The 24,869-nt window shown below is 49.0% G+C and carries 21 protein-coding genes and 1 tRNA gene; 12 read left to right on the plus strand and 10 right to left on the minus strand.

Annotated elements, in window-relative coordinates; all coding sequences use genetic code 11:
* Positions 1-26: 26 nt before the first annotated feature.
* Positions 27-1,793: a signal peptide peptidase SppA gene (gene sppA, locus ACQ4MZ_RS02550; RefSeq protein ID WP_430842638.1), complete on the minus strand. Its 1,767-nt coding sequence runs from the start codon at positions 1,791-1,793 to the stop codon at positions 27-29.
* Positions 1,794-1,993: 200 nt separating this feature from the next.
* On the opposite strand from sppA, the gene ACQ4MZ_RS02555 reads away from it, so the two are divergent.
* Both ACQ4MZ_RS02555 and ACQ4MZ_RS02560 read left to right on the plus strand, forming a co-directional pair.
* Positions 1,994-2,503 carry a SixA phosphatase family protein gene (locus ACQ4MZ_RS02555; protein WP_430842640.1) on the plus strand — a complete coding sequence of 170 codons (510 nt, stop codon included), beginning with the start codon at positions 1,994-1,996 and terminating at the stop codon, positions 2,501-2,503.
* The gene (locus ACQ4MZ_RS02560) at positions 2,504-2,710 is read left to right on the plus strand and encodes a hypothetical protein (RefSeq protein WP_430842642.1); all 207 of its coding nucleotides are present in this window, start codon (positions 2,504-2,506) and stop codon (positions 2,708-2,710) included.
* 4 nt (positions 2,711-2,714) lie between these two features.
* On the opposite strand, the gene xerD is transcribed toward ACQ4MZ_RS02560, so the two are convergent.
* Positions 2,715-3,611 carry a site-specific tyrosine recombinase XerD gene (gene xerD, locus ACQ4MZ_RS02565; RefSeq protein WP_430842644.1) on the minus strand — a complete coding sequence of 299 codons (897 nt, stop codon included), beginning with the start codon at positions 3,609-3,611 and terminating at the stop codon, positions 2,715-2,717.
* A 34-nt stretch (positions 3,612-3,645) separates the two neighbouring features.
* Here xerD and aroQ point away from each other — a divergent pair, with 34 nt between their 5' ends.
* Positions 3,646-4,062, plus strand: coding sequence for a type II 3-dehydroquinate dehydratase (aroQ, locus tag ACQ4MZ_RS02570; RefSeq protein ID WP_430842646.1), 417 nt, complete (start codon positions 3,646-3,648; stop codon positions 4,060-4,062).
* Positions 4,063-4,248: 186 nt separating this feature from the next.
* Here the strand turns inward: aroQ and ACQ4MZ_RS02575 are convergent, their stop codons facing one another.
* On the minus strand, positions 4,249-6,735 hold the full coding sequence (locus ACQ4MZ_RS02575; protein WP_430842648.1) for a M14 family zinc carboxypeptidase: 2,487 nt from the start codon (positions 6,733-6,735) through the stop codon (positions 4,249-4,251).
* Between the two features lie 253 nt (positions 6,736-6,988).
* Here ACQ4MZ_RS02575 and ACQ4MZ_RS02580 point away from each other — a divergent pair.
* Positions 6,989-7,060: transfer RNA gene (locus tag ACQ4MZ_RS02580), tRNA-Glu, on the plus strand.
* A 532-nt stretch (positions 7,061-7,592) separates the two neighbouring features.
* Entirely contained in the window at positions 7,593-9,773 is a 2,181-nt protein-coding gene (locus ACQ4MZ_RS02585) for a T9SS type A sorting domain-containing protein (RefSeq protein WP_430842650.1), read from the plus strand.
* Between the two features lie 69 nt (positions 9,774-9,842).
* Here the strand turns inward: ACQ4MZ_RS02585 and ACQ4MZ_RS02590 are convergent, their stop codons facing one another.
* Complete coding sequence (locus ACQ4MZ_RS02590; protein ID WP_430842652.1) at positions 9,843-9,998, minus strand: hypothetical protein; 156 nt, start codon at positions 9,996-9,998, stop codon at positions 9,843-9,845.
* 204 nt (positions 9,999-10,202) lie between these two features.
* On the opposite strand from ACQ4MZ_RS02590, the gene ACQ4MZ_RS02595 reads away from it, so the two are divergent.
* Positions 10,203-10,556 (plus strand): hypothetical protein, encoded by a 354-nt coding sequence (locus tag ACQ4MZ_RS02595; RefSeq protein WP_223403888.1) that lies wholly within the window; start codon positions 10,203-10,205, stop codon positions 10,554-10,556.
* Positions 10,557-10,625: 69 nt separating this feature from the next.
* Entirely contained in the window at positions 10,626-10,841 is a 216-nt protein-coding gene (locus ACQ4MZ_RS02600; RefSeq protein WP_430842654.1) for a hypothetical protein, read from the plus strand.
* A gap of 65 nt (positions 10,842-10,906) precedes the next feature.
* On the opposite strand, the gene ACQ4MZ_RS02605 is transcribed toward ACQ4MZ_RS02600, so the two are convergent.
* From ACQ4MZ_RS02605 to ACQ4MZ_RS02615, 3 genes are all read right to left on the minus strand, one after another.
* Positions 10,907-11,494, minus strand: coding sequence for a hypothetical protein (locus tag ACQ4MZ_RS02605; protein WP_430842656.1), 588 nt, complete (start codon positions 11,492-11,494; stop codon positions 10,907-10,909).
* 29 nt (positions 11,495-11,523) lie between these two features.
* Positions 11,524-11,718 carry a hypothetical protein gene (locus ACQ4MZ_RS02610; RefSeq protein WP_430842658.1) on the minus strand — a complete coding sequence of 65 codons (195 nt, stop codon included), beginning with the start codon at positions 11,716-11,718 and terminating at the stop codon, positions 11,524-11,526.
* Positions 11,719-11,789: 71 nt separating this feature from the next.
* Entirely contained in the window at positions 11,790-12,896 is a 1,107-nt protein-coding gene (locus tag ACQ4MZ_RS02615; RefSeq protein WP_430842660.1) for an MBL fold metallo-hydrolase, read from the minus strand.
* A 123-nt stretch (positions 12,897-13,019) separates the two neighbouring features.
* Here ACQ4MZ_RS02615 and ACQ4MZ_RS02620 point away from each other — a divergent pair, with 123 nt between their 5' ends.
* From ACQ4MZ_RS02620 to ACQ4MZ_RS02630, 3 genes are read left to right on the plus strand one after another with little or no spacing between them, the layout of a single operon-like run.
* Complete coding sequence (locus ACQ4MZ_RS02620) at positions 13,020-14,891, plus strand: CocE/NonD family hydrolase (RefSeq protein ID WP_430842662.1); 1,872 nt, start codon at positions 13,020-13,022, stop codon at positions 14,889-14,891.
* A 42-nt stretch (positions 14,892-14,933) separates the two neighbouring features.
* Positions 14,934-15,710: a ThuA domain-containing protein gene (locus tag ACQ4MZ_RS02625; RefSeq protein WP_430842664.1), complete on the plus strand. Its 777-nt coding sequence runs from the start codon at positions 14,934-14,936 to the stop codon at positions 15,708-15,710.
* Positions 15,711-15,716: 6 nt separating this feature from the next.
* Complete coding sequence (locus ACQ4MZ_RS02630) at positions 15,717-18,701, plus strand: glycosyl hydrolase family 28-related protein (RefSeq protein WP_430842666.1); 2,985 nt, start codon at positions 15,717-15,719, stop codon at positions 18,699-18,701.
* Between the two features lie 124 nt (positions 18,702-18,825).
* Here the strand turns inward: ACQ4MZ_RS02630 and ACQ4MZ_RS02635 are convergent, their stop codons facing one another.
* Positions 18,826-20,229: a metallophosphoesterase gene (locus ACQ4MZ_RS02635; protein WP_430842668.1), complete on the minus strand. Its 1,404-nt coding sequence runs from the start codon at positions 20,227-20,229 to the stop codon at positions 18,826-18,828.
* A 96-nt stretch (positions 20,230-20,325) separates the two neighbouring features.
* Between ACQ4MZ_RS02635 and ACQ4MZ_RS02640 the strand changes: the two genes are divergently transcribed.
* Positions 20,326-21,576: a serine hydrolase domain-containing protein gene (locus tag ACQ4MZ_RS02640; RefSeq protein ID WP_430842670.1), complete on the plus strand. Its 1,251-nt coding sequence runs from the start codon at positions 20,326-20,328 to the stop codon at positions 21,574-21,576.
* A gap of 31 nt (positions 21,577-21,607) precedes the next feature.
* Here the strand turns inward: ACQ4MZ_RS02640 and ACQ4MZ_RS02645 are convergent, their stop codons facing one another.
* Both ACQ4MZ_RS02645 and ACQ4MZ_RS02650 read right to left on the minus strand, forming a co-directional pair.
* Entirely contained in the window at positions 21,608-21,757 is a 150-nt protein-coding gene (locus ACQ4MZ_RS02645) for a hypothetical protein (RefSeq protein WP_430842671.1), read from the minus strand.
* Between the two features lie 44 nt (positions 21,758-21,801).
* Positions 21,802-22,575: a Fic family protein gene (locus ACQ4MZ_RS02650; protein WP_430842673.1), complete on the minus strand. Its 774-nt coding sequence runs from the start codon at positions 22,573-22,575 to the stop codon at positions 21,802-21,804.
* A 93-nt stretch (positions 22,576-22,668) separates the two neighbouring features.
* On the opposite strand from ACQ4MZ_RS02650, the gene ACQ4MZ_RS02655 reads away from it, so the two are divergent.
* Complete coding sequence (locus tag ACQ4MZ_RS02655) at positions 22,669-24,867, plus strand: B12-binding domain-containing radical SAM protein (protein WP_430842675.1); 2,199 nt, start codon at positions 22,669-22,671, stop codon at positions 24,865-24,867.
* Positions 24,868-24,869 lie beyond the last annotated feature (2 nt).

Below are 24,869 nucleotides of genomic sequence, written 5' to 3' on the forward strand. Positions count from 1 at the left end.
TCAAACTGATAATATCTACTGGTAACTTAGCGGATCACCAGTTCGAAGGGCATGCGGGTTTGCATACCACCCATATTCATCAGTTTCTGGTACATTTTGACATACGGAGCAAGGTCTCCTAATGCCTTGTTTGTAGCTTTTTCCTCATTGCTACCCAGGAACTTGTCGATCATTTCGTCCAATGGGCGTTTTTTCTCGGGATAGTAACGTACACGGTAATCACCTTCGTTCAGTTTGGCCGCTTTCGCGGCAATTTTGATCGCATCGTCTACGCCGCCCAACACGTCTACAAGACCGTTCTGTTTAGCCTCTACGCCCGACCATACCCGGCCCTGTGCGAGGCTTTTCAGCTTTTCGACCGGCATTTTACGGCCTTCGGCTGCTTTACGCGTAAATGTTTCGTAGCCTTCATTCACGCTTTTCTGAATCATCGACTTTTCGAACTCGGTCATTTCGCGGGTAGCGGTTGGCCAGTCGGCATGCGGGCTGGTACCGACGCCATCGAAGGTAATACCAAGCTTGTTGTTCATAAAGTCGGTTACATTGAAGATCAACCCGAAAATACCGATGGACCCGGTAATTGTATTAGGCTGGGCAACAATGGTATCGCAACCCATGGCCATATAGTAACCGCCGGAAGCGGCTACGTCGGACATCGATGCAATGACCGGTTTCTTTTTAGCCGTAATCTGAATCTCGCGCCACATGACGTCCGAAGCCAATGCACTGCCGCCGGGCGAGTTAATGCGGATCACAACCGCTTTGATTTTGTCGTTTTCGCGGATTTCTTTCAGTTCTTTGACGAACTTGTCGGAGCCGATATTCTCATCACCACCGTCGCCGCTGGTAATTTCACCCTCGGCTACCAATACGCCGATACGTTTGTTGAAATCACCTTTCTCCGGTGTACTGGCGCCGTCGAGGTATTTGCTCACGCCGAGGTACGAAATAGGTTTATCCGCATCGACTTTCAATTCCTTCTTCAACGCCGTTTCCAGCTCATCCTGGTAGCCAAGGTGGGTAACAAATTTGTATTTCAATGCAGATTTCGGGTTTTCGACGGCCAGGGAATCGGCGAGGTTTTTGAGCTGATCCGCCGGGACGCCTCGGGAGGCCGAAATGTTTTTCAGGAAGTTGTTATTAATGGCGCCAATCAGTTCAATAGACTGTTTTTTGCTCGCCTCGCTCATATCCTGCCGCGAGAACATTTCAATGGCACTTTTGAATTCGCCTACCCTGAATACCAATGGCTTGATTTCAAGCTTATCAAATGTGCCTTTGAAGAAACTGTATTCCGCCGAGAGTCCGTTCCATTCAATGCCGCCCGCCGGGTTGAGGTAGATCTTGTCGGCTACGGAAGCGATGTAGTAACCTTTTTCCGAATAGCTTTCGCCGTAGGTTACGATGAATTTCTTCGATTTTTTGAATTCCAAAAGCTGGTTCCGGATTTCCTCCAATGTCGCCCAACCGGCTTCGGGACCTTCTGTTTTCAGGTAAATCCCTTTGATTTTGTCATCGTTCTGAGCGCTTTTCAATGCTTCGAGGATGTCCTTTAATCCTACCACGGTTTCTTCTCCGGTGAAGGGGAGCCCAAATTCCGACAACGGGTTGTCGACACCTACTTCCCTGATGGGCTGGTTCAGATCGAGTTTGAGTACGGATTTTTCTGAAATCGTCACTTTTTCGTCCGAAGAGAACATCGCACCGATGCTGCCCAGGATCACAAAGGAGAGGAACACGAAGAGGATAATGCCCACGAAAGTAGCCAGGACATATTTAAGGAACTGTAACATAATCTATTGCAAATGGATTTCTTCTCTATAAGTTGATCAAGGAACAAAATTACATATTAATTGTCGCGGTTTGTGGATGAAATAATGTCAAAAGGTAGTTTATCCATATTAAGTGGTTGAAAATAACCGTTCCAATTTTTCGGCCTGAACCGGCAGTTTTACAAAAGCAGATTATTTACTTTTGGAGAAAAAACCAGCACATGAAAAAGACCCTCATTTTAGTCCGGCACGCGACCGCAGAAGACCAGAGTTTCAGAATCAAGGACTTTGACAGAAATCTGAACAGTAAGGGTTTGTCGGAGTCGCTTGCGATGGGGAAATGGCTGGTTCAGGAAGAGGTGAAGCCCGATGTTTTTGTATCGAGCCCGGCATCACGCGCATTCAAGACGGCCGAGATCATCGCAGGGCAGTTCAAAGTGTCTGTTGACGAGATCCAGAAACAGGAAGGGATCTACGACGGAGGCCCCAGGGCATACTTGCAAGCGGTGAACAGTACTTCAGAACAGTATTCGACGCTGATGTTATTCGGTCACAATCCCGACATTACCTATTTCGCGGAATACCTGTCCGGGGCGAGTATCGGTTCCATGAAGAAGGGAAGTGCCGCGTTTATTGAGTTTAAAAATCAGAAATGGGAAGAAATATCTGCCAAAACCGGTGATCTGATGCTTTACAAGACGCCCAAGCAGGTAAGAGAAGAGGAAGAGTAAATGGAACAGTCAAATCGTAACAGGAAAATATTCATTTTCGTCTTTATCGCATTCGTAGCGCTGTTTGCCTACATTTCATACGATATGTCGAGCCGTACCACAGCGCCATGGAATAAACCCAAGCAGCTGAAACGGGCATTACCGGGTGCCACACCCGACTCCGATTCTCTGAAACTGGATTCGCTGCTGAAAGAAGTCGAAGACTAGCCGCTCAGCTTCTGGGGTGAAACTCGGTAATGATCTGTCGGAGGTAATCCCGGTCGAGGTGGGTGTAAATCTCGGTAGTGGTAATCGACTCGTGCCCCAGCATTTCCTGCACGGCACGCAAGCTCGCTCCTCCTTCGATGAGGTGCGTCGCGAACGAATGCCGGAACGTATGCGGGCTCACGTTTTTATCGATCCCGGCCTTTTCCGCTGTATCTTTGATCATCAGGAAGATCATCACCCGTGAAAGCTGGCCGCCGCGGCGGTTCAGAAAGACAATGTCTTCGCTGCCTTTTTGAGGCGCAATATCGCCCCTTACGTGGTCGAGGTAGATTTGCGTGTATTTAATGGCCTCCCGGCCAATGGGCACCAGCCGCATTTTGTCGCCTTTTCCGATAACGCGCAGGAAGCCGATATCGAAATGGCAGTTGGTCAGTTGGAGGTCCGTGAGCTCCGAAACGCGTAATCCCGAACTATACAATACCTCCATAATTGCGCGGTTTCGTGTGCCTTCGGGCGTAGAATGGTCGATCGCATTGAGCATGGTCTCAATCTCTTCATAGGAAAGCACATCGGGTAGTTTGCGTGGCAGGCGGGGGGATTCGAGCAGTTCGGTCGGGTCTTCCGTGATCTCGTTTTCCAGCAAAAGATATTTGAAAAATGCTTTGATTCCCGAGAGCATGCGTGCCTGCGAATGCGCGGCGAGCCCAAGCTCGGCAATGTATTTAAGGAATGCCGAAAGGTGTTCTTCCTGTACGCGGGCAGGTGCAAGGTCGATTTTACTCAGTTCCAGAAACTCTTCCAGCTTTTCAACATCCCGCACGTACGCTTCTACCGAGTTTCCGGAAAGGGAGCGTTCGAGGCGGAGATAATTTTTAAAATGTTTGATGTAGCTTTGCCACATAGCGAAAAAAGAATTTATGAATGCTACAAAGCAAATGAAAAAGATATTGATCCTGAACGGCCCGAACCTGAATCTTTTGGGCAAAAGAGAGCCTGGTGTATACGGAAATCAGTCATTCGAAGATTATTTTGAAACATTGAAAGCGGTTTTTTCTGATGTGGAGCTGCATTATTTCCAATCGAACCACGAGGGTGCGCTGATCGATAAAATACATGAAGTAGGTTTCTCATTTGATGGGATCGTAATCAATGCAGGCGGTTATACGCATACTTCCATCGCCCTCGCGGATGCGCTGTCGTCCGTTCCCACGCCGGCCGTTGAGGTGCATATTTCAAATATCCACGCACGGGAGTCGTTCCGCCACCACAGTTATCTGACGTCGCGTTGTAAAGGCATTATAGCGGGCTTGGGGCTTAGAGGATATGAGTTGGCGGTGCGGTATTTTCAATGATTGAATGAGTGAATGACTGAATGAGTGAATGGAATTAGTCAGGAAGTCATTCGTGGTCAGGAGTTGCCTAATTAAATTGATTAGATATTCAAAACAATACCTGGCCACATCTGACAATACTTGACTATTTATTCAATCATTCAATCATTCACTCATTTACTCATTTACTCATTTACTCATTCAAAATTACCTAAACACCGCATTGCCGAACAGCACTTTGCCCTTCTCCAACATCGCACGGAAAACCGGGTCGTCCATTAGGTAGATCACCTGGCCGCGACCCATTTCCTGTGACCCGATAATGAGCGTATTTTTCAGCTTGCCGGCCATTTTGGTGCCGACAAATCCGGCTTTGTAATTATCCTCTTTTAAATAGCCCACATTCCAGCCGTCTCTGAGGTAGTCACGCTCGTAGGCGTCGCGGACGATCGTGAAATAGGCATCGCCGCATCCGAAAGCAAGTGGGTGAGTGCGATCCATCGTGATCTGGAACATACTGCCCGGCGAGGAGTCGCTCGCGTCTTCACGCTGCTGTTCGCCGTATTTTTTGAAAGTACCGTCATCCTTTCTTTTTTCTGAGGATTTCTTGGTTAAACCAAAGCCCATTTTATTGACGAACGCATCGGTCGCATGCTCCATAGCTATCAGTTTGCCCCCGTTTTTAATCCAGCTTTGAAGCGCTTCGAGTTGCTTGTCCTGGATGATGTCGCCATAGCGGCCATCCGGCAGGATCAGGACGTCGATTTCGTTCCAGGGCAGGGCGGCTAGTTTAGCAGCATTGACAATCGTTACCGGGTATTTGATCTGCTGTTCGAAATAATGCCAGACGGCGCCAAATGCGGTTGCAGAAACGCCTTCGCCAGCAATGGCGACCACCTTCGGCGCTTTGAGCGCAACGACATTGTCATTTCCGAAATCGGGACCTGTGCTCACGAAGCCGGTTTTGACAGGCGTGAGCTTCACGCCGTGTTTGTTGGCAAGCGACGTGACCAGGTTATCAAACGAAATACGTTCATTGCCATTTCTGGTGATGATCAATGTGCCGGCCGGGTAGCTGTTTTTGTCCATTTCAAACGACGTATTGGAGGTTTTGACCAGCACGCCGCCCTTCAAAAGCTCGGCCAGGAATGCGGCATCTCCGGCATTCGACCAACCGGCTAGATATGCATACGGTGCAGAGACTGGAATCGTATTTTCAGGTGCAACTGCCTGAATGGCAGCAGGAGTCAGTTTTTCTTTCAAACCGTAGGCCTTCAACCCGAAAATATATGCGAGGCCCCAGCTGGTAACGTCGTACGTCACAGAATCTTCGAGCGCCGGCTTAGGATCAAACAGGATACGCAACAAATTGGATTTGGGTTGATAGGCGCTGATCAGGAGGTCGTTACCGTCTATTTTAACTGTCTGCTCGGTTAGAGTAGTAAGCTCCGTGCCTTTGGCAGAAGACGATTTACTTGCGATACCGTAATTGAATCCCTGGCGGTCGAGCCATTTGCTGAATGCCAGCGTATTTTCACTGCCGCCTGCTTTGACAACATAAGTTTTGAAATTTCCTGCCGGGGTATTGGCGGCGTCCTGATGAAACCGGATAAACTCGGTTACCACTTTCTCTTTTTGTGACATTACGGCTTCCAAAGTGGCCAGACTGGTGGCATAATGGTGCGCAATACGGTTGTTGAGGGTAAGCGTATCGTGTTCGTTCACACGTTCGAGCGCGAGCCCCGCCCGCCCGCCCCCGCCTTGCTCGTACGTGACGCCGATGGCGCCATTGGCGGTGGGCCAGGTGTCGCCGTAGCTGGGGTAAAAGAGGTCGTAGTCGTTCCGGGTGAAATATGCCCAGTTGTTTTTGTCGAAATACTTGCGGCAATATTCGCCCACGAGCTCGTTGAACTGCCGTTGCCAGGCCGTTACGTCCTTGTTGTAGGGCTTAGCGGCCGGCGGGAAGTAGTAGCTTCTTGCAGCGCCCATTTCATGAAAATCAGCATGGAAATGCGGCATCCATTGGTTGTATAGTGCGATGCGCTCCCGCGTTTCCTTCTGCGTTTGCCAGGCCCAGTCGCGGTTGAGATCGAAAAGATAGTGGTTGAAACGTCCGCCGGGCCAGGGTTCGTCATGTTCGAGTGCAAATGGTGTAACGTCCGGCGTGACATTCTGCACGCGGTTGTACCATTGTGTGTAGCGCTCGTAACCGTCGGGGTTAATGCACGGGTCGACGAGGATTACCATGTTTTTAAGAAAATCCTGCGTAAGAGCATTGCCTTTGTTGAGCAGTTCGTAGAGCACTTTCATACTCGTATTGGCAGACACCGACTCGTTGCCATGCACGTTGTAGCTCAACCAAACGATCGGAGGGACGGTAGCATCGGCTTTACCCGGGAGCAGGCCGATACTTTTCAGGTGATTGGTACGGATTGTTTCGAGTTTCGCGATGTTTTCCGGCGAAGAAACGAATGCGAGCATCAACGGTCGCCCTTCGTTGGTGGTACCATACTGGACGAGTTTCATCCTGTCCGTATTTTGGGACTGAACGGATTTGAAATAATCGACGATCAGATGGTGGTACGCAAATCTGGAACCAAGCGGGAAGCCCAGGAATTGATCCGGTGTCTGAGTTTGTGCAAATGCAGTTTGAATCGAAAGCAAAATGAAAAGGAAGCAGATCAGTTTGGTCATAGGGAGTGAAACGGCGTAAGTGGGTAAACCCAAAGTTAAAAAGTTACCGGAATTACAACCACTGGAAAAGTGATAAAAAAAGTTTGTATTAAATGGTGTTGAGAATGAGTTAACTAAAAATTAATTGATTTTTATTTGCGGTCAGGTATTGCTTTTTAAAATCCAACCCTGCATCTTTGCACCACGTTTTCGGAACAGGGAAACGAAAAGTGAAAGAAAGTGAAACAAAAACGCACGAAGTAGGAGACCAGTCGGCCCATTCGTCTAGCGGTTAGGACACGACCCTTTCACGGTTGAAACAGGGGTTCGATTCCCCTATGGGTCACAAAACCGTGCAGTAGCACTTTCAGCTAACACTTTGGAAGCCAGTTGGATGTAATAATCTGACTGGCTTTTTTTCTTGTATTCGGATTACTCGTGGATCGAGGGATCAGGGCGGATCAGTCCGAAAACGGATCAGTCTCGAAACTTGGGCTCAATGCCAAAACTTGTGGAGCGCATAAGATCTACTTCCCGTTCGACCTGAATCTGCCAACTAATTCACTCCGTTAGCGAGCTAGTTGTCGCTTAGACTCAGTTGTTTATGAATTTTTGCATTTTTTTAACTTTTATTTTTCTCATTAAATTTTAGCGGAGCTTGTCACAAAAATTGTGTCTGGCAATACGCCAGGGGCGATTATGTCGATCTATTGCTTACGGAACGGATCGTTTCAATAATTCAGTGAGCAATATTATTCTACAAGTATAAAATCTTTTCTAGGTCTTTGTAGTATATTTGGAACGAACGAAAGCGTTGGTTTCAAATTGTATAACATTCGATTATTTCGTTCGCATCGCCCACTTATTTTTTACGCTCTATGAAATTTTTACTGAAACTTGTTTTTGCGGGAGGAGTGATAAGCTCGGTGGCAGCGGCTCCAAACAACGACGCCGGGAGCACAGGTACGCCTGTGGACGGCTTAAATCTGGAAAGCAGTATTGCAAATGACCTGAACGGTTCTTACGAGATCAAGAATCCTTACGCAAAGTCTGCAGACGAATCTTTCACCATCGCGGCCAGAACGGCTGCACCTTTGGCTTCCCGCGTTTCGTGCGGTGGTCGTACCTGGACCGACGGGGAATACCTCGGAAGAACAGGTGATGGCAAGGCAGTGAATATTCTCCTTAAGGAAAACCGGATATACCTCAACTGGGCCGGGACCATTGCGGACAACCTGTTTATTCTTTACCACCTGCAAGAGGGCACTTTCCAGCCAAGTGCCGAGAATGATGCATTGATTCTCGGCTGTATCAACCCGGTTGACCCGAGCACAGCACCCGTGAATATGCTGGGTACCAACGGCAGCGGGCAGATTACCTGTAATGGCGTCACGATGCCGGATGGCGACCGTCTGGGTGTGTTTGTAGGAAGCACGGGTAATACATACCAGTTTATTAAGTATGTAGATGGCCTGTTACGCGTAAAGATCAAGCAGGGAGAGAACGATACCCGTGAGGACAACTATTACATGGGATTGCTTTCCGAGACGGTTACCGGGAACAATGGAAGCTACCTCGATCCACAATGGAGAGGTGTACTGACTACGGCAATGGTTACAGGCTGTTTTTGGCCTAACGCGCCTAAAACCGCTACACCGCTACCTGATAATAACTGCGCATCTGGCCCGGCCATTAGCAACGTAAGCAACATCAGCCAAACGGCTTTGACGGTTTCTTTTACCGGTTCCGGCGTAACCAGCCTGAAATGGCGGATCAAATCGGGTGGCACTGCAGTGAGATCGGGCACGACAAACGATTTCGGCACCGCTACTTCGACGAACATATCGTACTCTTCGCTGGCCCCGGGTAATTATACGTTGGAAATCGAAGGAAACAACTGCGCTTCGGCAGTAAGCAGCCGCGCATTCACAATCAACGAACCTGTGGTAACTATCCCCGACTGCCAGAACGGACCGTCGGTAACCAGCATTACGTCTATCACGCCAAGCAGCGCGACGATCAACTACGGCGGTACCAACTTGCATGTGTTCTCTTGGAGAATCCTGGACGGCAGCAATTTCGCAGTCGGAAGCGGTAAAACGGGTACACTTACATCCAACACAGCCAACCTGAAATTCAGCTATCTGCAAAATGGAACTTATACTTTCGAGTTGAAGGCCGAGGATTGTAAAGCGGCATCGGTGGTTACAAAAAGTTTCAGTATTTCAGCAACCGACACGCGCACTGCCTGTACACGGGGACCTAGTTTGCAGCAGATCGTATCCTCTGGTGAAACCGGCCTGCAATTCCTTTTTGATGGGGATAACGTATTTGCCATCGACTGGAAGATCAAAAAAGACGGCGTTCTTCTTCGCCAGAACAGCGTTGCGCCAACGAGCAATACACCGAGTATCAGCTACAATACATTGGCAACCGGTGCATATACCCTCGAAATTCAGGGTGGAAACTGTAAATCTACGCCTTCAACTATCGCATTTGGTGTGAACGTTCCGCTTCCCATCTACATTTCAAATTTTGAAGGCGAAGCCGTTGAGAAAGGTGTAGAGCTGACCTGGAATGTGGTTGCAGAGCAAGACGGAAAAGAGTTTGAAGTGCTGCGTTTCGACAGCCGTATGTCGAACGAAGAAGTACTTGGTAAAGTAGCACTTACAGATCAGCGGATCGGTAAATACAGCTTCCTGGATGAAAATCCGCTGTTGGGTACAAACTACTACCAATTGAAGCAGATCGATATCGACGGTACTTTCACCAAAAGTAAAATCGTTGCGGTCAATCCGGGTCTTATCTCAGGCACGGTTATCGCGCCAAACCCTGCCCAGGATTATGTGAACATTCAGTTCTCATCCCGCACGGCCGGAACTTCGGATGTAACGATCTACAACCTGGCCGGCCAGCCGGTGAGCAATGCATCGATTCGCATCACGGAAGGCAAAAACAGCCATCGCTTGAATGTGAAGAAACTGGGCGGCGGACATTACTTTATGAAGATCAACCATGGCGGCGAAGCTACGAAGCTGCGCTTTATTAAGGCTGATTGATCCATCAGATAGCATTCATATGCCAAACGGCCGGGTTGTTCAAGCCCGGCCGTTTTTTGTGCACCTGTTTTAAATAGGATGGGATCTGATCCCGGCCATTCTTTCCAGCGCCAACGTGACCTGCTCAATGCGGTCGACTTGCCCGCGGCTCGGGTCGGAAAACGCCTGCGCGACCGAGCGCATGTACGCCTCGCCCGTGAGGGTATCGAAAAAGGGGTCGTTCATCGCCAGTTTTTCCCGCCATTTAGGCCATTTCCTTGGCTTTCGCGAACCGCTGTAAAGGCCGCTGCTTGATCGGCATCATCGCCGGATCGGTCAAACTTGTTTCGATGTGCATAATGTGTAATTTGCGGTTAACAGATTGTGGTGAGTAAATGTACGGAGAAAATTTTACTCAAAACAATAATTTGGAGAAAATTTTATTCAAAAATGTTTTCAAACCGTTTAAAGGCTTTTATTGACCACCTTGGTACTTCAATAACTGCATTTGAAGCAAAGATCGGTGTTTCAAAAGGTGCGCTGGCGAAGCCTATCAAGAACGGGAAAACAGTTGGGGTAGAAGTATTGGAGAAAATTTTCAATGAATATCCAAAAGTGAACCTTGAATGGTTAGTAGCGGGCGCTGGGGCAATGCTGAAAGAAGGTAATGTTAACAGCGAATCCCTCACCTCTGAGGAGACCGTAACTTTATCCAAAAATGAATACATTGATTTGCAGCGGAAGGCTTTGCAAAACCAGGATGACCGGATAGCGGCGTTAGAACGGGAGTTAGGGAGGAAGTAACAGCATTTGATATTGCAAAAAGGTCGCGGAAATGCGACCTTTATTCTTTTACACACTATCAGATTTCGTATGAAGCTGACTATCATCATCGAAAAAGGCGAAGGCGAGCTATGGGGACGGATCGAGCATGTCCCCGATTATCTGTCTGTAACTTGCGGCAAGAACTTCGGCGAAATCGAGCGAAACTTGCGTGACTTGCTGGATGATTATGTTAACAATGAAGGAAGTGTTTACGAGGACTGGAAAACATTGAAAGCATCCGATATAGAATTCGAATATGCCTAAGAACAGCTTTCCGGCTTTCTGCGTTTGGGGATCCCCTTCCGATTGAGTAGATCATAGCCCAGCTTCTATTGACCAGGATCAAAAAGCTCCGTTAGTAAATCGGGATTTCTTACACAGAGGTGAATATGGTCATGCTCGCGAAATGCGCTGCCTGGGTAGACGGGGAAACCTTCTTGAAATGGAGCGCGTACAGTATCATAAATAATGTCAGGTTCTTGTAAGCTGGCGAGTAAAATGGCGTTTTCGATCACCAATTTGTCGAGGTATCGGAGAATCATATCAGAAGGGTTACCGATACCACGTGGATGTGGGGCATTTTCAATGGGGATTGTATTCGCCTTCTTCCATTCAACACATAAATCGTTGTAGGAGAGAATAAGGAGCTCTTTGGCAAAAGAATTGGAAAGGTCAAAGCATTTTCCCAAGCGGATTTTTGCACCGATCACAGCCCCATTGTCACCGTGTGATTGCTCTGCCCAGTAATGTGCGCGCGGAAAGTCATTCTCCCAGAAATAGATGCCCGAACCCAGCCAGTCATATCTGTTGGTACTGCATTCAAAACGAATTTCTTTGTTAATGAGCCGTTGTTTAATGTCTTGGTTACAGCCATGAAAGCCGTAGACCGTGATGTCACAGTAGGAGAAGGGATGCATGAAAAGTAGTGTGTGAATTGTTGAATTAATTATGGACAACCAACCGGCTTCCTCTCTTTGGGAATACCTTGTCGGTACGGTTCCGCTATCTCTCCATTTTCGTCCAGATAGCCCAATTCTTGAAGCCGCTTTCGGGCTAGGTTTTCAGCATTGGGCGACGTTTCCAGTTCTCTTTTGCGCTCGGCCACATAAGCCCGCACTTTGTCAACCAGTTCCTGTGTCATTTTAGTAGTGTGTTAGGGGATATTATCCCGGTTATCAGATAACCAAAGTTCAAAAATTCCCGGCGCTTTTCCTACCCCTCCGGCTGCAACCGCGCTTCTTTCCACCATTGCGTAAATGTTTGATCCCCTTTCAATTCTACCTTTTGCCCGATGAGCGGGGTTACGAGCGGCATGCCTTGCTTTTGGGCTTCGGTGCTGGCGCGGAGGATGGGTTCGTTCCAGTCGTGGATAGAGAGGGCGAATTTGGCCCAGTGAACGGGCATCAGCTTTTTGGCACCGAGTTCGCGGGCGGCGGTGACGGTTTCTTCGGGCATCATGTGGATGTATTTCCAAGCTTCGTTATACTGGCCGCATTCCAGCAATGCGAGGTCGAATGGGCCAAATTGGGCACCGATCCTTTTGAAATGATTGTCATAGCCCGAATCCCCGCCGATGAAGATTCTTAATGTCGGCGTCTGCAAAACGAATGATACCCACAATGCGCGGTTCCGCTTGAAATCGCGGCCGGAAAAATGCCTCCCGGGCGTTACATTCACCTTAAAGCCATCGCCGAGGTCGGCGCTTTCGTTCCAGTCTTTTTCGATGATGTTGGCCACGTCGTAACCCCAATATTCCAGGTGTTCGCCCGTACCGAGGCCGGTTATGACCTTTCCAACCTTCGTTTTGAGTTTCAGGATGGTTTCGTAGTCGAGGTGGTCCCAGTGGTCGTGTGAAATGAAGAGGTAGTCGATGGCTGGCAAATCTTCCACTTGATAGATATCACTACCCTTAAAGCTCGGTGTCGTGAATTTGAGGGGCGACGCGCTGCCGCTGAAAACCGGGTCGACGAGGATGGTTTTGCCGTCGACCTGCATGAAATAGGACGAATGCCCGAACCAAACCAGTACATTCTCTTCGGGTTTTAAATGCAGTAGGTCTGTCTTTTGAGAGGGGATCAATGCGCCAGGAATATTGTATTTGCTTTTGCCGAAAAAAAACTTCGTGAAAACCTTTAAATAGCTGTTGCCTTCGGTGAGATCGGGGGTGAAACTCTCGTTTTGAAACTGCCCGTCGCGGTAGTGTGGCGATTTTTGGATTCTTTCGAGCCGTGCGCCCGAAGGATGTCTTCCGAATAATGGCTGCTGCATGAAAACATACACGCCAATGGCGATCACCGCCAGAAAGATGAAGAATATCATGAAAGAAAATTTAATGACCCGTTTACGCATAGCATGTGGAGGAGTGGTGAAAGTTTAAACTGGACGAATGTACGGTTTCTTACGTATTTTTGAATTTACTAATCCAAACAAAACCAAACGGTCATGAAGAGAAATGTATTGCTGTATTTATTATGCTTTTTATCGTGGGTAGCCGTCGCCCAGCAATCAGCCCCGGATACGAGCTGGGTCAAAGCCAACTACACCAAAACCGAGCAATACATTACCATGCGGGATGGGGTAAAACTCTTCACCGCCATTTACACTCCCAAAGACGATTCGCAGACCTACCCGATCATTATGCAGCGTACGCCGTATTCGGTGCGGCCCTATGGAGAGAATAACTACCGTCGCACGCTTGGACCTAATGTGCATTTGATGCGCGAGAAATACATTTTTGTGTACCAGGATGCGCGAGGCCGCTACAAAAGCGAAGGCAACTTCCGGGAGATGACACCGGCGATTGAAAACAAGAAGAGTAATAAAGATGTGGACGAATCGAGCGACACTTACGACACGGTCGAATGGCTTTTAAAAAACACTAAAAATAATGGAAAAGTAGGGCAATGGGGCATTTCGTTTCCGGGCTACTATTCTTCCGCGGGATTGCCGAATGCGCACCCTGCCATGGCCGCTGTTTCACCGCAGGCACCCATGTCCGATGAGTTTATCGGCGACGATTGCTACCACAACGGCGCATTCTTTCTGATGGATAACTTTGGCTTTTACAGCGGTTTCGACGGTCCCAAAAGCAAGGACGGCACCAATTACCAGAGTCATTTCAACGCGGAATACAATGATGCTTACAAGTATTTCCTTGATTTCGGGCCATTGAAAAAGAGCAATGCGGCCCCCTATTTCGCCGATCCGAACAGCATTTGGCGGCAGACGACGGCGCATCCTGTGTATGACGAGTTTTGGCAGTCGCGAAATATCAAAAAACATTTGAAAAACATTAAACCGGCGGTACTCGTCGTAGGGGGCTGGTTTGACGCCGAGGATTTGTACGGCGCATTAAAGACTTACGCGGCGATCGAAAGGCAGAGTCCGGGGAATAACAACCAGCTGGTAATGGGTCCCTGGACGCATGGAGGCTGGGCGGCGCCGGCCTGGAAAAGCTTCGCGCAATACCAGTTTGGTGCCGATGTGAACAAATATTACCAGGAGGAGATCGAGACTAAGTTTTTCAACTTTTATCTCAAAGGAAAAGGTGCATTCGAGCAGTCGGAAGTAACTGTTTTTGAAACCGGCTCCAATCAATGGCGGAACTATGAAGTGTGGCCGCCGAAAAACAGTCAACCTACGACTTATTATTTCGCTAAAAATGGAGGAATGGCTGTGGCAAAACTGCTATCGGAGCCTAGTTCGACTACCTATGAAAGTGACCCTGCCAAGCCAGTGCCGTACACCAACGTGATCAGCGGACACCGCAACAACGAGTACATGGCGGAAGATCAGCGGTTTGCATCGCGACGGCCCGATGTTGTCAGCTTCCAAACGGACACTTTAACGGAGGATTTGACATTAACCGGTGAAATCGTAGCCAACCTGATGGTTTCCATGACCGGCTCGGATGCGGATTTCATCGTAAAAGTAATAGACGTCTGGCCTGCCGGCTCGACCTTACCTGCTGCGCAAGAAGGTGGCAAACCTGTAATGATGGATGGTTACCAGCAAATGGTGCGTGCGGAAGTGCTGCGGGGAAAATTCCGGAACAGCTTCTCGAAGCCGGAGCCTTTTGTAAAAGACAAAATCGAAAAGGTAACTGTGAAGCTGAACGAAGTGGCGCATACATTCAAAAAAGGCCACCGCGTGATGGTTCAAATACAAAGCAGCTGGTTCCCGCTGGTAGACCGTAACCCGCAGAAATTCATGAATATTTTCGAAGCATCCGAATCGGATTTTCAGAAATCGCGGATTTCAATTCATCACGATGCAGATCATCCCAGTAGCATTACTTTGCCGGTAATGCGCTGAAAAATAATGTCTTTAAATCCTAAATCCCTAAATCCTAAATCAATGAAAAATGTATTCCGGAAAATCCCGGTTTGTTGCGTCGTGCTGTGGCTTGTCACCGGCACGACGGTCGCCTGGGCACAACCCAAGCTCAGGTTTCGCGTTCTGGCGATGGCCGAGCCCGGCGGCCATCACATTGCGTATTCCAAAGCAGCGCGCCCATGGCTGGATTCACTGGCTGCCAAAGAGCGTTTCAGCATCGACTATATTGATAAAACGGAATCGGTTAACGAGACTTTTTTGAGCCAATATCAACTCATTATCCAGTTAGATTATGTGCCTTATGCCTGGAAACCCGAGGCAGTTGCGGCGTTTGAACAATATATCGACGAAGGCAGGGGGGGCTGGATCGGTTTTCACCATGCTACCTTGCTGGGTGAATTTGACGGCTATAAAATCTGGCCCTGGTTTTCGGATTTTATGGGCGGTATCCGCTATCAGAACTACATCGCCGATTTTGCGGCGGCGACGGTGAAAGTGGAAAATGGCAAGCATCCCGTCATGAAGGGCGTACCGGCATCGTTTCCGGTGCAAAAAGAGGAGTGGTATATCTATGATAAAAGCCCGCGGCCCAATGTGGATGTGATCGCGAGCGTCGACGAATCGACCTATCAGCCCGATTCAAAGGTCAAAATGGGTGATCACCCGGTCATATGGTCTAACCCCGGAAAGAAGGCGAAGAATGTGTACATCTTCATGGGCCATTCGCCGGTGCTGTTCGAGAGTGCCGTGTACAAAACCATTTTCAAAAACGCCATTCTCTGGGCATCGCAAAAATAGACGGATATGCTGAATAGAATTTTAATGCTCACGCTGATGGTTTTGGCGCAGCAAATCGGCTTTGCGCAAAAGAAGAAGCCGAAGGTTAATCTTGTGCTTGAAAGCAAATCGTTTTACCAGGCGCGGCTGAATGACGAAGACGCGGTTTATTTCACCTCTGAAAATTTCAAAATCACCAATGACGGGAAAACCGACATCTCAGACGAATTGCAGCGCGCTATCAATGAGGTGAAAACCAATTACAATTTTGGGATCGTGTTCATTCCAGAGGGCACGTACAGGATCAGTAAGACGATTTACATTCCCACCGCCGTGCGTGTGATCGGTTATGGAAAAAAGAGGCCACTGATCGTCCTGGCCGACAATGCACCGGGTTTTCAGGAGGAATACCCGCAGGACAAAGGCAATGCCAAATATATGTTCTGGTTCACATCTTCCATTCCGAAGGAGGGGCAGCCCGTGCCGGACGCCGGCGCCAGTACGTTTTACAGCGCCATGTCGAACGTGGATTTGCGAATTGGCGCGGGTAACCCGTCGGCGGTGGCCTTGCGGACACATTTTGCGCAGCATAGTTTCATTTCTCACGTGGATATTCACGCAGGTACGGGTAAGGCGGGGATGTTCGACGTGGGGAATGAAATGGAAGACGTACGCTTTTTCGGAGGAGAATATGGTATTTATACTTTCAAACCATCGCCGGGTTGGCAGTTTATGATGGTCGATACCTGGTTTGAGGGACAGCGGAAAGCAGCAATACGATCACAGGAATCGGGGCTGACAATCGTACGAATGACAGTGAAAAATGTGCCGACAGTTTTGGAAATCAATCCCAACTTCTATGAAAAGTTGTTTATAGAAGACAGTCGCTTCGAAAACGTGAGCGGGCCGGCATTGATAATCAGCAATGAAAATAATGCGTATACCCAGGTCAGTTTGCGGAATATAGCATGCAAAAAAGTGCCGGTGCTAGCCCATTTTCGTGTCAGCGGAAAGCAGATTGCGGGACAAGGCGAAATGTATCGGGTGAAGAGCCTGAACCACGGCTTGCAAATGGCCGCTATCGATGCAAAGCCGGTGCATACTACCACACATGAAATCGAAATGCTTAAAGCTGAACCCGCGTTTGTCGCGAAGGACATTCCAATTTTCCCTGAGGTCAGTACCTGGGTAAATCTCAAAACACTGGGCGCCAAGGGCGACGGCGTTACGGATGATACCAGAGCCATTCAGGCGGCCATTGACCAGTACGGGGCGATCTACGTTCCGCAAGGCTGGTACCGCATTACCGAAACCTTGAAATTGAAAGAAAGGACAGTATTAATAGGCCTAAACCCCGTTTCTACGCAATTCATTTTACAGGACAACACTCATGCATTCGGAAGTTTCGGGCCGCCGAAACCGATGGTGGAGTCGTCGCTGGGCGGGAGCAATATCGTCACCGGCATTGGCATTTCGACCGCAGCGAGCAATACACGGGCCGTGGGTCTGAAATGGATGGCGGGTGCCAATTCCTATGTGAATGATGTGAAATTTCTGGGCGGCCATGGTAACATCACCCGCAAACGCCCTGGGCAGGAGGGGCTGAACAATGCTTCGCATGTGGGCAATGAGCAGCATTGGGACACGCAGTATTGGAGCCTTTGGATAACTAATGGCGGCGGTGGCACATTTAAGAACATCTGGACCGCGAATACCTTCGCATCTGCGGGCACATACGTGTCGAATACATCTACACCCGGGCGCGTATATGCGATGTCGGTAGAGCACCATGTGCGGAATGAGGTGCGATTCAGAAATGTATCCAACTGGAAAGTTTACGCATTGCAGCTCGAAGAGGAGAGTAAGGAAAGTTCGGGGTGCCAGCCGCTGGAAATCGAATCGTGTGATAATATGCTGTTTGCGAACCTGTATATGTTTCGGGTTATCCGCGTAAATACACCCTTTCCGCATTCAATCCGCTCCTGGAACAATCGCAAGCTGGAATTTTTGAATGTGCATAATTATAGTCAGACCAAGTACCCGTCGACAGTGCCCCTATATGATGTTAATTCGGGCATAGAAGTACGTCCGTGGGAGTTTAACCGGCTGGTAATTGATAACCCTAAACCCCGCGTGATTGATTTACAGGTTGGGAAAGCTGTGCAACTGGCAAAGGGTTTCGAGTTTGCAGATGGTATTTGTCATGACAGCCAGGGGAATGTGTATTTCAGCGAATCGCGGGCGCGGAGGATCTATAAATGGTCGGCCAGCACGAATGCATTAAGCCTTGTGGCCGACTTTCCCTGGGAGCCGCTTTCACTTGGCGTCGATACGAAGGATAATCTGATAGTGGTATTCAAATATGTTCCCAAACCCGGTTACCTGATCGATGGTAAACCTGAAACGTTCCCCAATCCGCCCGATGCAGCAGGCACCTCTTTCAGCGGTTGGGGTAACAGCGGCTTTGGCACATTGGTGTATGCTATTAATCCCAATCAGCCGGAAGAATCAATACACTTGCTTCGAAAAGTAGCTATCGAAAGTGTGACGGGCATTGTCAAAACACTTAATCCTTCCAACCGTCGCCGCGATTCGGGCGATTTTTTGAAGGTAAGTACCAACCCGTTCAAGGAATGCTGGCTTGCACCGGATGGTGTGACGATCGTGCCGGCGGTGTATGACCTGGCCCGTTCGAATGCGTTGGTGGAGGGGCATCCCGGAAAGGTACTGTACGGCGCCGACGAGTATTTGAAAAGGACGGTTCGGTTCAAAGTAGGCCCGCAGGGGCATTTGATGGAGCCTCGATTATTTGCTGAAAAAGGGGAATTCAGTTCTGCGGTGGACCGTGAAGGTAACGTTTATATTGCGGATGGACAGGTGTATGTATTCGATCCTTCCGGGAAGGAAATTAATGTGATCGAAACGCCGGAAAGACCTTCCACCGTGATCGTGGCAGGCAATACGCTTTTCATGACCGGTCGTAATGCGTTGTATGCGGTTAAACTGAAATAAGAAAGCAAAAAGAGATTGTATCGAATATAATTAAAACGTCACGCTGAGCGTGGTCGAAGCGCATTACTGTAACGCTTCGTCTACGCTCAGCGTGACAATTAATGCGATTCGGCTCTTTTTGGGACTACTTAATGCCTTTGCGTTTTTTATATTCCTGATAGCGTTGGTTATATTCTTTCAACTCTTCTTCCTTGAAAGTTTTCATGTAATGCTCAGGCAGATCGAGCCGCTCCTGCATTTTTAGAGTATTCGAAAGCTCCACCAGGGTATTGACGCCGTTTTTATCTTTATTCAGATCAAATGCGTCGTACAAGTCGCCACTGACGGTAAATGCCTTGAAGGCAAGTTTGTTCTGGTCAACGGTAATGGCCTGATACAATTGCGTATTCGAAGCGGCACGGTCCATCCAGTTCTGCAAGCCGATGTCATACATCTTCGGACCGCTTACTGATACTACGTAAATGGGTCCGTCGGGCTTTTTGCGGCTCTGCCCTATCGGAATGTTCAGCCCTCGTCCGTAAGTGTGGTCGTGGCCTTGCAGCACGATGTCCACCTTATGCTTTTTGTACAATGGCTCCATGGTATTTCGCCACTCGTCGTTGTCGCGCCCATTTTTGGTGGAATAAATGGGGTGGTGATGCACTACGATCGTCCAGCGATTCGGATTATTGGTGGTAACCTGCTCGAACCAGGCAGCCTGCTTTTTCATGGTGGTCGAATCGAGGATCGCAGCCTGGGAATCCAGTGAAATAAAGCGGACGCCCTGGTAATCGACATAATATGCGGTTTCCGAAAGGCCTTCCGGGCCGTTTTCCGGCAATGCAAACTGCGGTTTCCAGTGTTTCGAAACGAAGAGGTTACGCTTTTCATCGCGATAATACTCGTGGTTGCCGGGCGTAGCGAGGTTGGGTACCATGCCGTTGATCCAGCCGCCTGCCTCAAACCATTCACCCCATTGGTAATCCGCATTGGAGTTGTTGATCAGGTCACCCGCGTGGATCATCAGATTGGCTTTGGGCATATTCGCGAATGCTCCGCGCACCGCCCGGGACCATAACGAACGAATATCATTTTGCGCATCGCCAAAGTAGAGGAACGAAACCGGCTCCTGCTTGTCGGACGCCGTTTTGAAATGGAACCATTCACTCCACGCCTTACCGTCGCCGACGCGGTACACATATTGCGTGGAGGGTTTCAGATCCCCGAAATTCGCCTCGTGATAATGGATCGTCTTGCCGTCGATCACTACCTGGTGCGTGGCCGCTTGCACGGTGCGTGCCTTGGACGGGAAGTCGGGCGAGGGGTCTGCTTCGTGGATCGCCGCAATGGCAGTTGTCACGGTCGAGTCTGTGCGCCAGTTGACAGCCTGGGATACAGCCGGATTTCCCTTATAACCCAATATGACCCGGTCCGGGAAGGATGAAGGTGGGTAGGTTTTGTTTTGCTGTGCATAGCCCGTTGCGAAACTGGCACTTAGTAGAATTCCCGTAAGGAGGAATTTGGAGTATAAATGATTGAAAGATTGCATGTTGAACTGTGGCGATTTTGGTCACAATAATACCCGTTTGGAAAGCAATCGGACTAGTTGCTATCTTCATTTTACATTTTCATAATATTGCGAACTATGAACCGACATTTACGACTGATTTATACCTTCTGCCTTTTCATTGCGACTATTCTGGCCTGTAAAAAGGATAAAAACCCGGATCCGGTTGTCGAGGAGGAGCCGGCGAAGAAGTTTGTTGAAATCCTTGATGACTCGCTGAAAGGAAAAGGGTTCGGTTACAGTTTTGCAGTGTACAAAAAGGATCAGTTGATCGGTACCGGAGTTGGTGGTTTTTATGCCAGAAAGACAGAAATACAAGAGGATAAGGCTGTAACTCCGGATACCAAGATGCAGATTGCCAGCATGACGAAGACTATTACTTCGGCCGCTTTCCTGATATTGGCCAAACAAAAGGGGATCAAAACCACCGATAAAATCATCGGCTACCTGCCTGAAACCTGGGTAAAAGGTCCCAACATCGAGCTCATTACGTTCAAAGACCTGCTCACGCACACGAGCGGGATTGTGGGCATGACCGAAAGTTGTAGGAATGGTGCATTCACCGAGAATGTCTGGTATGGATTGAAATTGCTCATTGAAAATGGTATTAAAAAAGAAAACCACGGGTCGAGCTGTTACCAGAATGCCAACTTCGGGCTTTTCAGGGTATTGATACCAGCGATCAACGGGTTGGAATTTACGGGTAATGACAACAATGATGCCGTTTCCGCATTGAACGGATACGAGGAATTTATCCGGAAAAACATTTTTGAAAAGGCGGGAGTAGTGGTGGAAACACCTTTTTCAAACGGCTTGCCCGTGCCTACATTTGGCTATGACTTTCCGTACTCGGGAGAATACGGTTTCGATCCGGGCGATTTCAGCTCGACTACCGGCGGCTATGGTATCTATCTTACGGCTAACCAGGGTGTGAAGTTATACGCCGCACTTTTCTCACCCGACAATAATGCTGTCATCACACAGGATATCCGAGACGAAATTGTGAACAATGGTTTGGGTAGTTACAGTGCCGTAATGCCGGAGGGAAAATTCAGCTATCATGACGGCTGGTGGTATTCTGGGCTTGGAATCGCCAATCCGAAGGGTTTCAGGAGCGTGTGGATGCATTGCCCTGAGGATATTACCGTCGTCCTGTTTACCAATGCATTACGCAACGGCGACGGCCTGTTTCCGATCCGCTCGGATTTTTATCAGGACATCACCTCCTACGTACTTTGGGCATTTTCCAAATATAAGGACCCGGCCAAAGGCAAGCGCATGCGGCAGGTTGATTTCCATGGGTACCTGGAACATCCGGAGCCGCATTGATTAACCGTGCGCCCTTGCAGTCAAATTATCTTTAAGCCTTGGGTCTGAGCCTGTGCTCTTCAAAGTACTTTTGCAATTGCTCCAAATTCATATCCTTGATTTCCTTAGAAATCTTGGTTTTGATTTTGCGAAAAGTCTTCACGGTATCAAATTCCTTTACTTTACGTTCTTTCGTTTTCATGAGTTCACGATGAATGTCGGAAGTTTCAATGTTGAAATCACATTTCAATTATCCAACGCCCTCGGCAGCATTTTCAAAAACGGCTCGGCTTTGGTGAAATCCAGCTGCTCGTAAAATATGCCCAGCCTGTTGAGATTTCGATAGTAGGCATCGACATGCTGGTAATAATGCCGCTCCGATTGAATGTACCACGCCATCGTGCCCAGCTTATCGGAGAGAAACCACTTTTCTAGCAATCGCCCGGCCCGGCCGTTACCGTCGTTGAATGGGTGGATGCACACAAATATCAAATGGATGAACGAGGCATAATAGAAGGTTTCTTCCACTGAGAGATCACACCGCAGGAGCTTGTCAATGTCGTCCCATAACTTGTCCATTTCCCCTTGTACCAAATGGGCGGGTGCCGCTTCGAATTGAATGCGGCCGGTATTGTGCTCCATGACTACCATTGCATTTTGCCGGTAAATGCCCCGCCAATGTTCGGGTAAAAGATGCTCGGTGAGTATCTGATGGGCTTGCGAGAAATGCTCTTTGGTAAGACGGTTTTCTTTTGCATAAATGTAGGCCTGGAAAAGATCGTTGGGCTTTTGGGTAAGCTCCGGCAGATATTCTATCTGCTGGATTTTGTGTTTGATATAACTGTCGACCTCCATTGGTTCGCCTTCGATTTTGGAAGAAGTGATGACGGCAATAGAGGTATAGAAGTTAAAGGAGTCCGACCTGACAAATGTTTCATCCAATTGCTGTAACGCGGTTTGAATGTCGATCCCGGGTTGGTTCCGGTAACTTTCCAGTAAGGCATCGGACAGGATCTTCATGGGCAAAACGACGCATGTTCGGCAACCAGCCAAGTTACCAGTATTCTTTCAAATCCAAAACCCCTACCTTTGCATGGTAGAAAACGTGCATCCGTGAAAAAGAAGACACTCCTGGTTACCCCACCATTTACCCAACTCAACACGCCTTATCCTGCTACTGCTTACCTCAAAGGGTTTCTGAACACTTTGGAAAGGGAATCCTATCAGGCTGATCTGGGGATTGACGTGATCCTGGAACTGTTTTCGTCCAAAGGGCTTAAAAAGCTTTTTGCGATGCTCGAAGCGTCGGATATCGAGCTGACGGACAATAGTTTCCGCATTTATGCGCTTCGGGACGAGTATATTTCGACGATCGATCCGGTGATACGCTTTCTTAAAAACAGTAATCCCACGCTAGCCCATAGCATTTGCGACCGCAGCTATTTGCCGGAAGCAAGCCGTTTCCAGCAGCTCGAAGACCTCGACTGGGCATTCGGCACCATGGGCATTCATGACAAAGCCCGGCATCTGGCTACATTATACCTCGAAGACCTTGGGGATCTGATCCAGGAGGCAATCGACCCGCATTTCGGTTTCAGTCGGTATGCCGAGCGCCTCGGCCGTTCGGCAACGAGTTTCGATGAAATGGAAGCTGCACTCGAAGCGCCGGATACCTTGCTTTCGCAGACTTTGAAGGACGTTCTGGAACAAAAAGTGAAGTTGTTCCAGCCCGATATAGTATGCATTTCGGTGCCCTTCCCGGGTAATTTGTATGGTGGTTTCAAATGCGGACAGTATCTGAAAACGCATTACCCGCATATCAAAATCGTAATGGGAGGGGGCTTTCCCAATACGGAATTGCGTTCGCTCGAAGAGCCGAGAGTTTTCAATTACATCGATTTTGTGTGCCTCGACGACGGTGAGGCGCCGCTGCAATCGCTTTTGGAATATCTGGATGGCGGGCGCGAGCTGGCCAGCCTGAAACGCGTGTATTCGCGGGTCGATGGAAAAGTGGTATACCATAATGGCGCAAAGGAAAAGGACGTCCCGCAGCGCGAAACGGGTACGCCGGATTACAGCGATTTACCTTTGCACGATTATCTCTCGGTGATCGAGATCGTGAACCCTATGCACCGTTTATGGAGCGATGGCCGCTGGAACAAGCTGACACTTGCACACGGCTGTTACTGGGGGAAGTGCTCGTTTTGCGACATTTCGCTGGATTATATCCGCCGCTACGAGCCGATGACTGCCTCGTTGCTTTGCGACCGCATTGAAGAAATAATCGGGCAGACGCAGCAGAATGGCTTCCATTTTGTGGATGAAGCCGCGCCGCCGGCCTTGTTGCGCGACCTGGCGCTGGAAATTATCCGGCGGAAGCTAACTGTTGTATGGTGGACTAATATCCGCTTCGAGAAGAATTTCACGCACGACTTGTGCTTGCTACTGAAAGCGTCGGGCTGCATTGCCATTTCCGGCGGTCTCGAAGTAGCGTCTGATCGCTTGCTCGACCGTATGAAAAAAGGTGTCACCGTCGCGCAGGTAGCGCGCGTGGCGGATGCCTTCACGCAGGCGGGCATTATGGTGCATGCGTACCTGATGTACGGGTTCCCGACCCAAACGGCACAGGAGACGATCGATTCGCTGGAAATGGTGCGGCAGATGTTTCAGTTAGGTATTGTGCAGTCGGGCTTCTGGCACCGGTTTGCGATGACGGCGCATAGCCCGGTGGGCCTATATCCCGAGGAATTCGACGTCATGCGGCTCGGGCCTGACACGGGTAAGTTTGCCAATAACGACCTGGAACATGACGATCCGTTGGGAACCGATCACGATCGGTTTGCAGAAGGCTTGCGCAAGTCGCTTTTCAACTATATGCATGGTGTGTGCCTCGATTTTCCGTTATCCAAATGGTTTGATTTCAAAACGCCGCCGACTTCCATTCCGCCGAATTACCTTGAAAAGAGTATTCACGAGCCCGCGGACCTCGCCGCACGGCCGAACGCAGTGATCGTCTGGACGGGAAGTTTGCCGGAAATGGCTGTTTTTGAAGAGAAACGAGGCAAGAAGGTAAGGGAAATAGCCGAACTCGTTTTTTATAACAAGAAAAAAGAATGGGCCGTGGAAGCGGAGGTAGAAGTGGGGGAGTGGCTCAACGAAATGCTACCCAGACTGCTGATCACCAACCCGGAGCCATATGCTTTTGAGCAGTTTAAAACCGACTTTGAAAGAGCCGAAATAGGCTCGTTTGAGGCATTTCTTAACTCCCGCACGTGGCAGGAGTTGAAGAATGGCGGTATGCTGGTACTGTAAAG

Source organism: Dyadobacter sp. BHUBP1 (genome assembly GCF_050587785.1).
Classification (GTDB): domain Bacteria; phylum Bacteroidota; class Bacteroidia; order Cytophagales; family Spirosomataceae; genus Dyadobacter.

Excerpts from the sequence above, each read along its gene's own strand:
- ACQ4MZ_RS02605 (WP_430842656.1), bottom strand. The coding sequence starts at position 11,494 with ATGCATCCCTTCTCCTACTGTGACATCACGGTCTACGGCTTTCATGGC.
- aroQ (WP_430842646.1), top strand. The coding sequence starts at position 3,646 with ATGAAAAAGATATTGATCCTGAACGGCCCGAACCTGAATCTTTTGGGC.
- ACQ4MZ_RS02560 (WP_430842642.1), top strand. The coding sequence starts at position 2,504 with ATGGAACAGTCAAATCGTAACAGGAAAATATTCATTTTCGTCTTTATC.
- ACQ4MZ_RS02575 (WP_430842648.1), bottom strand. The coding sequence starts at position 6,735 with ATGACCAAACTGATCTGCTTCCTTTTCATTTTGCTTTCGATTCAAACT.
- xerD (WP_430842644.1), bottom strand. The coding sequence starts at position 3,611 with ATGTGGCAAAGCTACATCAAACATTTTAAAAATTATCTCCGCCTCGAA.
- ACQ4MZ_RS02600 (WP_430842654.1), top strand. The coding sequence starts at position 10,626 with ATGAAGCTGACTATCATCATCGAAAAAGGCGAAGGCGAGCTATGGGGA.
- ACQ4MZ_RS02615 (WP_430842660.1), bottom strand. The coding sequence starts at position 12,896 with ATGATATTCTTCATCTTTCTGGCGGTGATCGCCATTGGCGTGTATGTT.
- ACQ4MZ_RS02590 (WP_430842652.1), bottom strand. The coding sequence starts at position 9,998 with ATGAACGACCCCTTTTTCGATACCCTCACGGGCGAGGCGTACATGCGC.
- ACQ4MZ_RS02635 (WP_430842668.1), bottom strand. The coding sequence starts at position 20,229 with ATGCAATCTTTCAATCATTTATACTCCAAATTCCTCCTTACGGGAATT.
- ACQ4MZ_RS02640 (WP_430842670.1), top strand. The coding sequence starts at position 20,326 with ATGAACCGACATTTACGACTGATTTATACCTTCTGCCTTTTCATTGCG.
- ACQ4MZ_RS02610 (WP_430842658.1), bottom strand. The coding sequence starts at position 11,718 with ATGACACAGGAACTGGTTGACAAAGTGCGGGCTTATGTGGCCGAGCGC.
- sppA (WP_430842638.1), bottom strand. The coding sequence starts at position 1,793 with ATGTTACAGTTCCTTAAATATGTCCTGGCTACTTTCGTGGGCATTATC.
- ACQ4MZ_RS02555 (WP_430842640.1), top strand. The coding sequence starts at position 1,994 with ATGAAAAAGACCCTCATTTTAGTCCGGCACGCGACCGCAGAAGACCAG.
- ACQ4MZ_RS02595 (WP_223403888.1), top strand. The coding sequence starts at position 10,203 with ATGTTTTCAAACCGTTTAAAGGCTTTTATTGACCACCTTGGTACTTCA.
- ACQ4MZ_RS02585 (WP_430842650.1), top strand. The coding sequence starts at position 7,593 with ATGAAATTTTTACTGAAACTTGTTTTTGCGGGAGGAGTGATAAGCTCG.
- ACQ4MZ_RS02625 (WP_430842664.1), top strand. The coding sequence starts at position 14,934 with ATGAAAAATGTATTCCGGAAAATCCCGGTTTGTTGCGTCGTGCTGTGG.
- ACQ4MZ_RS02620 (WP_430842662.1), top strand. The coding sequence starts at position 13,020 with ATGAAGAGAAATGTATTGCTGTATTTATTATGCTTTTTATCGTGGGTA.
- ACQ4MZ_RS02630 (WP_430842666.1), top strand. The coding sequence starts at position 15,717 with ATGCTGAATAGAATTTTAATGCTCACGCTGATGGTTTTGGCGCAGCAA.
- ACQ4MZ_RS02645 (WP_430842671.1), bottom strand. The coding sequence starts at position 21,757 with ATGAAAACGAAAGAACGTAAAGTAAAGGAATTTGATACCGTGAAGACT.
- ACQ4MZ_RS02650 (WP_430842673.1), bottom strand. The coding sequence starts at position 22,575 with ATGAAGATCCTGTCCGATGCCTTACTGGAAAGTTACCGGAACCAACCC.